Below are 13,032 nucleotides of genomic sequence, written 5' to 3'. Positions count from 1 at the left end.
CCTCCTCAGCGAACCTTCGGCGCGGTGGAGCGCCGGGCCACCAGCTCCGGCTGGAACACCGTCTGCCGCGGGATGAGCTCGGGGTCGCCCGTCTCCTCCAGCAGGATGCGCAGCGCCGTGCGCCCGATCATCGAGCGCGGCTGCCGCATGGACGACAGCGGGACGGCCGCGGCGCCGGCGAAGGCGATGTCGTCGAAGCCGATGATCGCGATGTCGTCCGGCACGACCACGCGGCCGTCGGCCACGATCGCCTGCAGGAGGCCGAGCGCGATCAGATCGTTCGCGGCGAACAGCGCGTCCGGCAGTTCGTGCCGGGGGCGGCTCAGGATGCGGGCGCCCGCCTCCGCACCCTGCTCGACCGTCATCGCCGCGGTCGCCACGACCTCCAGTTCGACGGGGGTCGTGGCGTTCTCCGCCGCGACCCGGGCGCCGGCGAGCCGATCCTGCACCTGCCGGATCTCGAACGGGCCGCCCACGAACGCGAGCCGGCGCCGTCCCGTGTCGATCAGGTGCTCGACCGCCATCCGGCCGCCCGCGACACTGTCGACCGAGACCGAGCTGAACCGGCTGCTGCCGCCGAAACGGTCGACGAGCACCGCGCGGATGCCGCGCTGACGCAGATGCTCCAAGCGGGGCTGGATGTCGCCGAACGGCGCGATGAGCACCCCGCGCACCTGCTGCTCCTCGAACAGATCGAGATACAGGCGCTCCCGGTCGACGTCCTCGTCCGTGTTGCCGTAGAGGATCGCGATGCTGTGCTTCGACGCCTCGTCCTCCGCGCCGCGGACCACGTCGTTGAAGAACGGGTTCTGGCCGTCGAGCACGACGAACCCGACGATCGTGCTGACGCCCTTGCGCAACCGGCGAGCGGCGTCGTTCGGCACGTAGCCGAGGGTCTGGATGGAGCGGGTGACGCGCACGACGAGCTCGGCCGAGACCTCGTCCGGCCGGTTCAAGACGTTCGAAACGGTGCCGACGGAGACGCCCGCGTGCTGCGCGACATCCCGGATACTGGCCGGTTGCATCGTTGCTCCTCGTCCGGTTCTCGTGTTCACGGGCCGCGCTTGACCGAGCCGCCCACCCCAAATATAGTGTAGCTGAATCGTCCATGAATCGATTCATGAATCCGTTCACCTCAACGAGGAGGCAGCAGTGTCCAGCAGCAACCCCACGACAGTGGCACCGCCGGTGCTGGAACTGTCGCGGGTGGTGAAGTCGTTCGGGGCCGTCGTGGCCCTGCGCTCCGGCAGCATCCGCGTCGAGTCCGGCTCGATCCACGCGCTCGTCGGCGAGAACGGAGCAGGCAAGTCGACGCTCGTCAAGATCGTCGCCGGTCTGTACCGCCGCGACGCGGGCGAGTTCCGCCTCCGCGGCGAGGACGTCGACTTCTCCACGACCGCTCAGTCCAAGGAGGCGGGCGTGGCGGTCATCTACCAGGAGCCCACCCTCTTCCCCGACCTGTCGGTCACCGAGAACGTCTTCATGGGCCGCCAGCCCACGGACAGGCTCGGCCGCATCGACCGCCGCCGCATGCGCCAGGAGGTCGACTCGCTCTTCCGCCGGCTCGGCGTGCGCATCGACCCCGACCGCCTGGCCGAGGGTCTCTCGATCGCCGACCAGCAGATCATCGAGATCGCCAAGGCCGTCTCGCTGGACGCGCGCCTCCTGATCATGGACGAGCCCACCGCCGCGCTCTCGGGCGTGGAGGTCGAGCGGCTCTTCGCGGTCGCCCGCAGCCTGCGCGACGAGGGCCGCGGCATCGTCTTCATCTCCCACCGCTTCGACGAGGTCTTCTCGCTCTGCGACACGATCACGGTCATGCGCGACGGCTCGTTCGTCTCCTCCGACCCGACGACCGCGGTCACCGAGGACGAGATCGTGCGCCGCATGGTCGGCCGCGACGTCACCGAGCTGTTCCCCAAGCAGGAGACCACGATCGGCGAGCCCCTCCTCGAGGTCGACGGGCTCACGTCGACGGGTGTGTTCGCCGACGTGCGCTTCACCGTCCGCTCCGGCGAGATCGTGGCTCTCGCCGGCCTGGTCGGCGCCGGGCGCAGCGAGATCGCCCGCGCGGTCTTCGGCGTCGACGGCTACGACAGCGGCACCGTCCGGCTCGCCGGCCGCGCCATCCCGAAGCGCCGCCCGACGGCCGCGATGGCCGCCGGCCTCGCGCTGGTCCCCGAGGACCGCCGCAAGCAGGGCCTCGTGCTGGAGGAGTCGGTGGCGCGCAACTCCACCCTCGCGATCCGCACCCGGCTCTCGAAGCTCGGCCTCATCCGCAACTCCGCCGAGAACGCGTCGGCGCGCGTCTGGGCGAGTCGGCTGCAGCTGAAGACCAACGCTCTCGACACGCTGGTCGGCACGCTCTCCGGCGGCAACCAGCAGAAGGTCGTCCTGGGCAAGTGGCTCTCGACCGAGCCGCGCGTGCTCATCATCGACGAGCCCACCCGCGGCATCGACGTCGGCACCAAGGCCGAGGTGCACCGCCTGCTCTCCGAGCTCGCCGGACGGGGGATGGGCATCCTGATGATCTCGTCCGAGCTGCCGGAGGTGCTCGGGATGGCGGACCGCGTGCTCGTCGTGCGGGAGGGACGCATCACCGCCGAACTGGATCGCGCCGACGCCGACGCCGAGAACGTCATGTTCGCCGCCACGCACGCCGCCGAGGAGGCCGCACGATGACCGCCCCGACCATCACCCCGCCCGCCCCGGCACCCGCCGGTTCGAGCGCGGCGAGCCGGATCTTCCGCTCGTTCACGCGAGCCCGCGAGACCGGCATCCTCGTCGCGCTGATCATCGTGATCGCGGTGACCACGGCGATCAACCCGGGCTTCCTGTTCAGCCCCGACGGCTGGCGCGACCTGCTGCTGACCCCGGCCATCCTGGCGCTCGTCGCCATCGGCCAGGCGATCGTCATCATCACCCGCAACGTCGACCTGTCGGTCGGCTCGGTGGTGGGGCTGACGGCATACCTGACCGGTCAGCTGTTCGTCGGCATCCCGGGCATCCCGATCATCCTGGTGTTCGTGATCGGCGCGATCGCCGGCGGCCTGCTCGGGCTGGTCAACGGCGCCCTGGTCGCCTACGGCAAGGTGCCCGCGCTGGTGATCACGCTCGGCACGCTCTACGCGTACCGCGGGATCAACGTGCTCTGGGCCGGCAGCAACCGCATCAACGCGAGCGACGTGCCCTCCGCGTTCCTGAACCTCGGCACGGGATCGTTCCTCAGCATCCCGTACCTGACGATCCTCGCCCTCGTGGTGCTGCTCGTCGCCGGCTGGTACCTGCGCAACCGCCGCGGCGGCCGCGAGCTCTACGCGATCGGGTCCGACCCGGCCGCCGCCGAGCTCTACGGCCTGAAGGTCACCCGCCGCGTGCTCACCGCGTTCGTGCTCTCGGGCGCGCTCGCCGGGCTCGCCGGCGTCCTGTTCGTCGCCCGCTACGGCACGGTCAGCTCGCAGACCGGCACCGGGCTCGAACTGCAGGCGGTCGGCGCGGCCGTCATCGGCGGTGTCGCCATCTTCGGCGGCAGCGGCTCGGTGTACGGCGCCGCCCTCGGCGCGATGCTCCTGCTCACGATCAACCGGGCGCTGCCGATCCTCGGCATCCAGGACTTCTGGCAGCAGGCGGTGGTCGGCGTGCTCATCATCGGCGCCATCGTCCTCGACCGCGTCCTCGCCCTGCGGCTCTCGCGCCGCCTCGTCGCCGAAAGGGAGGTCGGCGCATGACCGGCATCGACACCGCCGCCACGACAGCGGCACCCCGCACGTACCCCGACTACAGCCGCCCGCTCTGGCAGCGCTGGACGCTCACGCGCGAGACGGCGGTGATCGGCGCCCTCATCGTCGTCGCCGTGGTCGCCTCGGTGGTCGTCCCGAACTTCGGCACCACCGTGACGCTGGGCTTCCTGCTGCTGGACGTGACGCCCATCCTGATGATCGCCCTGCCGATGACCTTCGTGATCGTCTCGGGCGAGATCGATCTCTCGGTGGCGAGCACCCTGGGCCTCAGCAGCGTGCTGCTCGGTGTGCTGACGAAGGCCGGCTGGCCGATCGAGGCGGCGATGGTCGCCTGCCTCGTGGTCGGGCTGCTGGCAGGGGCCGTCAACGGCTTCCTCGTCACGGTCGTGGGCCTGCCCTCCCTCGCCGTCACCATCGGCACGCTCGCGCTGTTCCGCGGCATCGCCGTCGGTCTGCTCGGCACCACCGCGATCACCGACTTCCCGTTCTTCTGGCAGAACCTCGTGCAGATGCGGTTCGGCACCTCCGGGATCCCCGTGGTGATGGTCCTGGTCGTCGTGCTGATCATCGTGTTCGCCGTCGTGCTGCACGCGACGCCGTACGGACGCGGGCTCTTCGCCCTCGGACTCAGCAAGGAGACCGCGGCGTTCTCGGGCGTCAACGTCGCCCGCACGAAGTTCATCGCCTTCATGCTCACCGGACTGATCTCGGCCCTCGCCGGCATCTACTGGACGCTCCGCTACGGCAGCGCCCGCGGTGACAACGCGACCGGCCTGGAGCTGTCGGTCATCGCCGCCGTGCTCCTCGGCGGGGTGTCCATCTTCGGCGGAAAGGGCGCGCTCCACGGCGTCGTCGCCGGCGTGCTCCTCATCGGCGTGCTGCAGAGCGCGCTCCGCCTCGCCAACGTCAGCTCCGACGCCATCAACATCATCACCGGCGTCCTGCTGATCGTCTCCGTGCTCTCGCCGCGGGTGCTGGCCTGGTTCAAGGCCTCCCGCGCGACCAGGCACAGAACGCTCACCTGACCCTCCCGCACCACTGCAACCACCATCGAAAGGAACAATGATGTTGCCCTCCACCAAGCGCCGCGCCACGCGCCGGCTCCTCACCGTCGGCGCCGGAGTCGTCGCGGTCGCGCTCGCGCTGACCGCGTGCTCCTCCGGCTCGGGCTCGAGCTCGTCCTCCGGCGGTGACAAGAACTACAAGATCACCTTCCTGCCCAAGAACCTCGGCAACCCGTACTTCGACACCTCGGACAAGGGCGGCGAGACCGCCATCAAGTCCTTCAAGGGCACCTACAACCAGGTCGGCCCGTCGACCGCGACCGCGGACGCCCAGGTCAGCTACATCAACACCCTGACCCAGCAGCAGGTCGGCGCGATCGTGCTCTCGGCCAACGACCCGACGGCACTCGGCAGCGCCCTCACCCAGGCCAAGTCGGCCGGGGTGAAGATCGTGACGTTCGACTCCGACACCGACGCCAAGTACCGCGACGTGTTCGTCAACCAGGCGACCGCCGAGGGCATCGCCAAGGTCCAGGTCGACATCATCACCAAGGAGATCGGGGACAGCGGCGAGATCGCCATCCTCTCCGCCGCCGCCAACGCGACGAACCAGAACGCCTGGATCGACCTGATGAAGAAGGACCTCGCCGCGAACCACCCGAACGTCAAGCTCGTCGACACCGTCTACGGCAACGACGACGACCAGACCTCGTTCGACAAGACCGCAGCGCTCCTCCAGACCCACCCGGACCTGAAGGGCATCATCTCGCCGACCACGGTGGGCGTCGCGGCCGCCGCGCGCTACCTCTCCACCTCGGACGCCAAGGGCAAGGTCAAGCTGACCGGGCTCGGCACCCCGAACCAGATGCGCGAGTTCGTCAAGGACGGCACCGTCGACGAGTTCGCCCTCTGGAACCCGGAGGACCTCGGCTACCTGGCGGCCTTCACCGCCAAGGCGCTGATCGACGGCACCATCACCGGCAAGAAGGGCGACTCCTTCGAGGCGGGCAAGCTCGGCAAGTTCACGGTGGGTGACGACAACACCGTGCTCCTGGGCGACCCGTACGTGTTCAACAAGGACAACATCGACAAGTTCAACTTCTGATCGACGCGCCGCCGCGAGGCGGTGATGGGGACGGGTCTGCGCCGCGTGCGCCGGCCCGTTCTCAGCGTTCGGACGCGATCGCGCAGTGGATGCAGAACTCGGCGGTCGGGCGGGCGCGCAGGCGGTCGACGCCGATCGGCCGGCCGCAGTGGGCGCAGATGCCGAAGGTGCCGAGGCGGAGGCGCTCGCCGGCGGCGTCCACGGCCGCCAGATCCCGCGCGGTGTCGGAGCGCAGCGCCTGCAACCGGCTCCACTCCGAGCTGAGCGTGGGCCCCTCGGGATCGTGCTCGTCGTCCGCGGTCGACTCCGACCGCGAGGCCAGCAGCGAGCCCAGCGTCTCGGCGATGTGCTCGCCCTCGGCGATGTCGTCGTGGCGTCGTCGATCGAGCACGGCGGCGAACTCCTCGAGCTCGTCCTCGCTCAGACCGCTCACGCCGTAGAGATCGAGCGTTCCCGTATCCGTCGTGTGCATCGGCGCACTCCTTTCCCCCCGTCAGAGGGTAACCCCGGCTGCGCCCGTAGGCTCGGAGCCGTGCCTTCTTATCGTGTCATCGTGTCTGTCGGCGCTCTGCGCGCCGGGGTCGCCCCGCAGGCCGTCGAGCCGGCCGCTGCAGCTGCCGCCGCCGAACGGACGGTCGTCGAGGCCTCGAGTGTCGACGTGGTCGCACGGGAGGCCCGCCTCACCGTCCGCTTCGTCGCCGAGTCCGTGCCGGAGGCGCTCGACATCGCCGAGCACACGCTGGCGAGCGTGCGAGCACTGGCCGAGACATCCGGCTGGCGGCTCACCGAGCGCGTCGGCGGACGCTGGTTCCGCCGGGCCTGAACCGGCCTCCGGTCACCGAGGCGGCGCTCAGGCCGCAGCGGGCAGGGTCTCCTCGATCAGCGAGAGGATCGCCGGGTCGTCGGGCTCCGTCGTCGGACGGAAGCGGTGGACGGCGCCGTCGGGCGTCACCACGAACTTCTCGAAGTTCCACTTGACCTTGCCGGCCTTGCCCGCCTGATCGGGGTGCGTGGTCAGCTCCGCGTAGAGGGGGTGCGCCGAACGGCCGTTCACGCGCACCTTCTCCATCATCGGGAAGGTCACGCCCCACGTGGTGGAGCAGTACTCCTTGATGGCGTCGGTCGAGCTCAGCTCCTGGAGGAACTGGTTGCTCGGGAACCCGATCACGGTGAAGCCGCGATCGCCGTAGGTCTCCTGCAACTTCTCGAGCTTCTCGTACTGCGGCGCCAGGCCGCAGCGGGAGGCCACGTTGACGATCAGGATCACCTTGCCGGAGTAGTCGGCGAGCGAGGCGGGAGCGCCGTCGATGGTGCTGAAGGGGATGTCCATGAGGCTCATGATGCGAGCGTAAGACGTCTCGGCGCGGCTCGGGGCGCCGGGAGGCGGTCCACAGCGAAGACTCAGCGGCGGCTCAACCGCTGCTCACTCGTCGCGGTGCGGGTGGCGGTGGGTCTGTACCGCGTCGTAGGTCAGCTGCAGCGAGGGGAGGGAGTCGGGGTCGAGCCGCTGCACGATGCGCACGAACAGGAAGTCGACGACGGCGAGCTGCGCGATCCGGCTCGACATCGCGCCCGGCCGGTAGCGGGTCTCGCTGGCGCTGGTGACGAGCACATGGTCGGCGTGCTGCGCGATCGGCGACGCGGGGAAGTTCGTGACCGCGACCGTCGTCGCTCCGGACCGTTGCGCCGTCCGGAGGCTGTCCACGGCCTCCAGCGTCAGCCCGGAGTGCGAGAACCCGATCGAGACCGACCGCTCGGTCAGGAGGGCGGCGCCGGTGAGCGCCAGGTGGATGTCGCTGGTGTTGAAGGCGATGACGCCGATGCGGTGCAGCTTCTGCTGCAGGTCGATCGCGGCGAGGCTGCTGGAGGCGGCGCCGTAGATCTCGACGCGGTCGGCGGCGACCACGGCGTCGGCCACCGCGTCGAGGGTCGGGACGTCGACGCTGGCCGCGGTCGATTCGATCGCGCGGGCCTCGTGATAGGCGATCTTGGCCAGCACGTCGCGGCCGTCGTCGTCGGGCGCGATCTCGGCGTCGGCGACACCGAACCGGCCGAGCGACACCTCCTCGCGCCCGCGTGTGGAGGCCAGGTCGAGCCGCAGCGCGCCGTATCCCGCGTATCCGACGGCCTGGCAGAACCGGACGACGGTGGCGACGGAGACCTCGCAGCGCTCGGCGAGGCCGGTGATGGGCAGGTCGACGACCGCGGCGGGCTCGGCCAGGATCAGCCGGCCGACCCGCTGCTCCGACGGGCGCAGGCCCGGAAGGGCCTGCCCGATGCGGGCGACGGCGTCCACGTTCATCGCGTCCTCTCCGCGCGTTCCGGAGGAACGCGACATGTAAACGATATTCCTTCGAATTGAATCGGCGGTAAATTTGCGTCATGGTGTTTCCTGGCGGTCCGAGCGGACCGGCGGGTGCGACGAAGGAGGCGGCCGTGCGCCGAGGGATCGACGGGGTGACCGGAGCGTGAGCGTGCTCGCGATCGACATCGGCGGGACCGGCTCGCGCGCGGCGCTCACGGGGGAGGAGCCGGCGACCGGTCCCGGGGTCAGCGTCGGCCCCGACGGCATCCGCGTCGCGCCCCTGCTCGACGACCTGCTCGCCGGGCTGCCGACGGCGGGTCTCGCGGCCGTCGCCACGGTCTCGGTGGGGATGAGCGGCCTGCTCGGCCTGACCCCGCCCGACGCCGTCCTCGCCGAGCTGCGCCGACGCTGGCCGCACGCGCGCCTCCTGCTCGCCTCCGACGCCGTGACGGCTGCCGCGGCCGCCCTCGGCCTCGACGGCGGCGCCGTGCTCGCGGTCGGGACGGGCGTGGTCGGGCTCGCGACGGACTTCCACGAGTTCTGGCGCCGGGCCGACGGCTGGGGCCACCTCCTCGGCGATGAGGGTGGCGGCGCGTGGATCGGCCTCGCGGGGTTGCGCGCTGCGGTGCGCGAGCACGACGGCCGCCCCGGCGGATCGCCCGTGCTGCTGGCCGCCGCCGAGCGTCTGCTCGGGCCGGCCGAGAGCCTCCCGTCGCGCCTGTACACCCGCGGCGATCGCGCGGGCGTCCTCGCCTCCTTCGCTCCCGCGGTCGCCGATGCCGCCCGGGCAGGGGATGCGGTCGCGCTGGGGATCTGGCGCGACGCCGCGGAGGCGCTCGCCGCGACGGCGGGGGCATTGCTCGCCGCGCCCGTCCCGCGCAGGCTGGCCGTGATCGGCGGCGTGACCGGGGTCGGTGCGCTGCTGCTCGACCCGCTGCGCGAACGTCTCGCTCAGACGGCTCCGGGTGTGGAACTGCTGACCCCGGCGGTGCGCCCGCTCGACGGCGCACTCCTCCTGGCCGACGCGGACGGCCTGCCCGCCGGCGGTCACCCGCCCTACCTCACCATCGACCCTGCAGGAGACCGACCGTGACCGCCTCCACGAAAGCCATCGACCGCCACGCGGCCGCGCACGACGCGTCGCACTACCTGCTGGTCCCCGCCGAGGTCGCCCGCCCGGGCACGGCTCAGGAGGTCGCCGAGCTCCTCGTCTCCGCCCGCGATCGCGGTCTGCCGGTGACGTTCCGTTCGGGCGGCACCAGCCTGTCTGGCCAGGGGGTGACGGCCGGGGTCCTCGCCGACACGCGCCACGCGTTCCGCACCGCCGATGTGCTCGACGGCGGCGCGCGCGTGCGGGTGCAGCCCGGGATGACCGTCCGCCAGGTGAACGCCCGCCTCGCCCGGCACGGGCGCAAGCTCGGGCCCGACCCGGCGAGCGAGATCGCCTGCACGATCGGCGGCGTCGTCGCGAACAACTCGAGCGGCATGGCCTGCGGCATCGAGAAGAACACCTACCGGACCCTGGAATCGCTCGTCGTGGTGCTCCCCAGCGGGACGGTGCTCGACACCTCCCTCGCCGACGCCGACGAGCGCCTGCGCGCCGCCGAGCCGGAGCTGCACGCCGGGCTGCTCGCACTGCGCGACCGCGTGCGCGCCGACCCGGCCTCGGTGGCGACCGTCGAGCGCTTCTTCGCCATGAAGAACACCATGGGCTACGGCATCAATGCGTTCCTCGACTTCGACAGCGCGGTCGACATCCTGACCCATCTCATCGTCGGCAGCGAGGGCACCCTCGGCTTCGTGGCCGAGGCGGTCTTCCGTACGGTCACGCTGCATCCCGCCGCGACGACGGCGCTCGCGGTGTTCGCGACCCTGCGTGAGGCCACCGCCGCCCTGCCCGCGATCGTGGCCACCGGCGCGGCGACCGTCGAACTGATGGACTCCACCTCCCTGCGCCTGGCCGCCCGCGCCGACGACGCGCCCACGGAGCTGCGGGAGCTGACGATCGACGACCACGCCGCCTTCCTGATCGAGTTCCACGGGCCGGACGCGCAGGCCGCCGAGGCCGCGCGCGCCGACGCGGCGCCGGTCTTCGACGCCCTGCCGCTCAGCCTCCCGCTGCGCTTCACGACCGACGCGGCCGAGCGCGCGGCCCTCTGGCACATCCGCAAGGGCCTCTACACGACGGTCGCCGAAGCCCGCGCACCCGGCACCACCGCCCTGCTCGAGGACGTCGTCGTGCCGGTGCCGACCCTGCTCGACGCCTGCGCCGGCCTGCGCGACCTGTTCGCCGCCCACGGCTACGAGGACAGCGTGATCTTCGGGCACGCGAAGGACGGCAACATCCACTTCATGCTCAGCGAGCGGCTGGGGGAGCCCAGCGGCGTCGACCGGTACCGCGCCTTCACCGACGACATGGTCGAGCTGATCCTCGGCCTCGGCGGCTCGCTCAAGGCCGAGCACGGCACGGGCCGCATCATGGCGCCGTTCGTCCGCCGCCAGTACGGCGACGAGCTCTACGCGGTGATGCAGGAGGTCAAGCGGCTGTTCGACCCGCACGGCATCCTCAACCCGGGCGTGCTGCTGAGCGACGACCCGGACTCGTACCTGCGCGACCTCAAGACCGCGCCGCCGGTCGAGGACGAGGTCGACCGCTGCGTCGAGTGCGGCTACTGCGAACCGGCCTGTCCCTCCCGCGACCTCACCCTCACCCCGCGCCAGCGCATCGTGCTGCGGCGGGAGCTGCGGGCGGCACAGCTGGCGGGCGACGAGGCGCTCGCCGCCGAGCTGCGCGACGACTACGAGTACGCGGGCGTGCAGACCTGCGCGGTCGATGGGATGTGCCAGACGGCGTGCCCGGTCAACATCAACACGGGTGATCTGGTGCGCCTGCTCCGCGGGGAGTCCGCCTCCCGCGTCGCCGCCGGGGCGTGGGATGCGGCCGCCGCCGCGTGGGGACCGGTGAGTCGCGGGGGAGGCGTGGCGCTCACCGTAGCCGATGCGCTCCCGGCGCCGCTGGTGCGCGCGGCGACGGACGTCGGCCGTGCATTGCTCGGCGCGGACACCGTGCCCCGCTACGACGCCGGCCTGCCCCGGGGCGGCACGCGCCGTTCGCCGCGGACCGCTGCCGAGCCGCAGGCCGTGTTCTTCGCCGCCTGCATCGGCACGATGTTCGGGGCCGAGGGCGGTGGGATGGGCTCGACGGCCGCGTTTCTCGCCCTCTGCGAGCGCGCCGGCGTCGAGGTGACCGTGCCCGACGGCATCTCGTCGATGTGCTGCGGAACGCCGTGGAAGTCGAAGGGCTTCCACGACGGTAACGAGCGCATGTCCGAGCGCGTGCTGCCCGCGCTGCTCGCGGCCTCCCGTGGCGGCGAGCTGCCCGTCGTCTGCGACGCGGCCTCCTGCACCGAGGGCCTGGAGGCGCTGCGCGACGCGGCGGTGAAGGCCGGCGGCGACTACAGCCGGCTGCGGTTCGTGGACTCCGTGGACTTCGCCGCGACCGCGCTCCTGCCGGGCCTCGACGTGGTGGACGAGCTGCCGTCGCTGGTGCTGCACCCCACCTGCTCGACCCAGCGTCTGGGCGTCGACGGCGCGCTGCGGCGCGTCGCCGAGGCCGTCGCCGCCGACGTGACGGTGCCGATCGACGCCGGGTGCTGCGCGTTCGCGGGAGACCGCGGGCTGCTGCATCCCGAGCTGACGGCCTCCGCCACCGAGCGCGAGGCGGCCGAGGTCGGCGTGCTGGCGGCGGAGGCGGCGGCCGCCGGGACCGTGACCGCCTACGCGTCGGCCAACCGCACCTGCGAGCTCGGGCTGTCGCGGGCGACCGGACAGCGGTACCGCCACATCCTGGAGGTCGTGGAGGAGGCTACGCGACCGAGGCCAGCGGCGCCTGCGGGTCGGCCGTCCACTCGCTGAGGGACGCATCGTAGACCGCGACGTCTGTGCGGCCGAGCACGGCCAGCGCGAGCGCGTCGGCGGTCGCGGCGATGCCGCTGCGGCAGTACGCGACGATCGGATCGGGCGAGGCCAGCGCGTCGGCGAACAGCTCCCGCAGCTCCCGCGCGGGCAGGAACGTGTTGGTCTCCCGCGAGACCAGGCGCCCGGCCGGCACGCTGAGGCTGCCCGGGATGTGGCGGGCGGCGAAGTCGCGCGCCGGAAGCCCGCACAGCAGTGTGGCCGTGCGGTCGCCCGCGGTGATCTCGGCGACCGTGCTCTTGTCGGCCCAGAAGCCCGGCTGTTCGGCGGCGGCGAAGCCGGAGCCTGTGCGCGGCTCGACGTGCCCGCGGGCGACGGGGCGCCCTTCGGCGCGCCAGGCGGTGGCGCCGCCGTCGAGAACTGCAACACCCTCGTGGCCGAACGAGCGGAACAGCCACCACAGTCGGGCGGCCCACTGGCCGGCGGCCGCGTCGTAGATCACGACCGTCGTCCCGGCGTCGACGCCGACCGCTTCCGCAGCCGCTGCGAACGCTGCCGCATCCGGGCGCGTGAACGAGTACGGGCCCGTCGCGTCGCTGAACCCGTCGAGCAACTCGGCGAAGACGGCGCCCGGGATGTGCCCCTCCACCAGGTACTGATCGAGCCCGCTGACGAAGGTCGGGCGTCCGTCGGCGCCGGTGGCCGGGACGACCGTCGCGTCGAGCACGACGAGCCCGTCGGAGCCGAGGTGGTCGCACAGCCACTGCGTGGAGACCAACGGCCCGGCCAGGGCGGCGCCGAGCGCGGTCGAACGGTCGGCGGCGGATGCGGGTGTCGTGCTCACGGGACCACGCTAGGGGGCGCCACCGACGCCCGGCAGCCCCCTGCGCAACGCGGCGTAACCGGCCGCCGGACGCGCTAGCCGCGCGACCGCTCGCGAGGTGTGAGTAGTTGCGGGTATTC

At 71.9% G+C, this 13,032-nt stretch carries 12 protein-coding genes; 7 read left to right on the top strand and 5 right to left on the bottom strand.

Going from position 1 to position 13,032, the window contains the following annotated elements:
* Positions 1–5: 5 nt before the first annotated feature.
* Complete coding sequence (locus tag FHX33_RS09250; RefSeq protein ID WP_021765531.1) at positions 6–1,025, bottom strand: LacI family DNA-binding transcriptional regulator; 1,020 nt, start codon at positions 1,023–1,025, stop codon at positions 6–8.
* A 127-nt stretch (positions 1,026–1,152) separates the two neighbouring features.
* Here FHX33_RS09250 and FHX33_RS09245 point away from each other — a divergent pair, with 127 nt between their 5' ends.
* Genes FHX33_RS09245 through rhaS form a run of 4 tightly spaced genes read left to right on the top strand, consistent with a single transcriptional unit; the run spans position 1,153 to position 5,849 of the window.
* Positions 1,153–2,682, top strand: a complete 1,530-nt coding sequence (locus tag FHX33_RS09245) for an ATP-binding cassette domain-containing protein (RefSeq protein WP_179701685.1) — start codon at positions 1,153–1,155, stop codon at positions 2,680–2,682.
* Positions 2,679–3,728, top strand: a complete 1,050-nt coding sequence (locus FHX33_RS09240; RefSeq protein ID WP_021762494.1) for an ABC transporter permease — start codon at positions 2,679–2,681, stop codon at positions 3,726–3,728. Before FHX33_RS09245 ends, FHX33_RS09240 begins: the two co-directional genes overlap by 4 nt.
* The gene (locus tag FHX33_RS09235; RefSeq protein ID WP_021762493.1) at positions 3,725–4,765 is read left to right on the top strand and encodes an ABC transporter permease; all 1,041 of its coding nucleotides are present in this window, start codon (positions 3,725–3,727) and stop codon (positions 4,763–4,765) included. Before FHX33_RS09240 ends, FHX33_RS09235 begins: the two co-directional genes overlap by 4 nt.
* Before the next feature lie 37 nt (positions 4,766–4,802).
* Complete coding sequence (gene rhaS, locus FHX33_RS09230) at positions 4,803–5,849, top strand: rhamnose ABC transporter substrate-binding protein (RefSeq protein WP_021762492.1); 1,047 nt, start codon at positions 4,803–4,805, stop codon at positions 5,847–5,849.
* A gap of 61 nt (positions 5,850–5,910) precedes the next feature.
* Here rhaS and FHX33_RS09225 read toward each other — a convergent pair whose 3' ends face one another.
* A complete protein-coding gene (locus tag FHX33_RS09225; RefSeq protein WP_021762491.1) occupies positions 5,911–6,321 on the bottom strand; it encodes a TraR/DksA family transcriptional regulator in 411 nt (136 codons plus the stop codon).
* A gap of 81 nt (positions 6,322–6,402) precedes the next feature.
* Between FHX33_RS09225 and FHX33_RS09220 the strand changes: the two genes are divergently transcribed.
* On the top strand, positions 6,403–6,672 hold the full coding sequence (locus FHX33_RS09220) for a hypothetical protein (RefSeq protein WP_021762490.1): 270 nt from the start codon (positions 6,403–6,405) through the stop codon (positions 6,670–6,672).
* Positions 6,673–6,699: 27 nt separating this feature from the next.
* Here the strand turns inward: FHX33_RS09220 and FHX33_RS09215 are convergent, their stop codons facing one another.
* Together FHX33_RS09215 and FHX33_RS09210 are read right to left on the bottom strand one after the other, a co-directional pair.
* A complete protein-coding gene (locus FHX33_RS09215; protein ID WP_021762489.1) occupies positions 6,700–7,188 on the bottom strand; it encodes a glutathione peroxidase in 489 nt (162 codons plus the stop codon).
* A gap of 84 nt (positions 7,189–7,272) precedes the next feature.
* Complete coding sequence (locus FHX33_RS09210) at positions 7,273–8,187, bottom strand: MurR/RpiR family transcriptional regulator (RefSeq protein ID WP_246396892.1); 915 nt, start codon at positions 8,185–8,187, stop codon at positions 7,273–7,275.
* A 130-nt stretch (positions 8,188–8,317) separates the two neighbouring features.
* Between FHX33_RS09210 and FHX33_RS09205 the strand changes: the two genes are divergently transcribed.
* Both FHX33_RS09205 and FHX33_RS09200 read left to right on the top strand, forming a co-directional pair.
* On the top strand, positions 8,318–9,247 hold the full coding sequence (locus FHX33_RS09205; RefSeq protein WP_183428371.1) for a BadF/BadG/BcrA/BcrD ATPase family protein: 930 nt from the start codon (positions 8,318–8,320) through the stop codon (positions 9,245–9,247).
* Positions 9,244–12,069 carry an FAD-linked oxidase C-terminal domain-containing protein gene (locus tag FHX33_RS09200; protein WP_183428370.1) on the top strand — a complete coding sequence of 942 codons (2,826 nt, stop codon included), beginning with the start codon at positions 9,244–9,246 and terminating at the stop codon, positions 12,067–12,069. Before FHX33_RS09205 ends, FHX33_RS09200 begins: the two co-directional genes overlap by 4 nt.
* Here the strand turns inward: FHX33_RS09200 and FHX33_RS09195 are convergent.
* The gene (locus FHX33_RS09195; protein ID WP_183428369.1) at positions 12,020–12,913 is read right to left on the bottom strand and encodes a rhodanese-like domain-containing protein; all 894 of its coding nucleotides are present in this window, start codon (positions 12,911–12,913) and stop codon (positions 12,020–12,022) included. The genes FHX33_RS09200 and FHX33_RS09195 overlap by 50 nt on opposite strands.
* Between the last annotated feature and the right edge of the window lie 119 nt (positions 12,914–13,032).

This window comes from Leifsonia aquatica, from assembly GCF_014190775.1.
GTDB lineage: Bacteria > Actinomycetota > Actinomycetes > Actinomycetales > Microbacteriaceae > Leifsonia > Leifsonia aquatica.
This window is presented reverse-complemented; position numbering and strand designations above follow the sequence as displayed.

Coding starts and splice junctions, on each gene's coding strand:
- FHX33_RS09250 (WP_021765531.1), bottom strand. CDS start 1,025: ATGCAACCGGCCAGTATCCGGGATGTCGCGCAGCACGCGGGCGTCTCC.
- FHX33_RS09240 (WP_021762494.1), top strand. CDS start 2,679: ATGACCGCCCCGACCATCACCCCGCCCGCCCCGGCACCCGCCGGTTCG.
- FHX33_RS09210 (WP_246396892.1), bottom strand. CDS start 8,187: ATGTCGCGTTCCTCCGGAACGCGCGGAGAGGACGCGATGAACGTGGAC.
- FHX33_RS09235 (WP_021762493.1), top strand. CDS start 3,725: ATGACCGGCATCGACACCGCCGCCACGACAGCGGCACCCCGCACGTAC.
- rhaS (WP_021762492.1), top strand. CDS start 4,803: ATGATGTTGCCCTCCACCAAGCGCCGCGCCACGCGCCGGCTCCTCACC.
- FHX33_RS09225 (WP_021762491.1), bottom strand. CDS start 6,321: ATGCACACGACGGATACGGGAACGCTCGATCTCTACGGCGTGAGCGGT.
- FHX33_RS09215 (WP_021762489.1), bottom strand. CDS start 7,188: ATGAGCCTCATGGACATCCCCTTCAGCACCATCGACGGCGCTCCCGCC.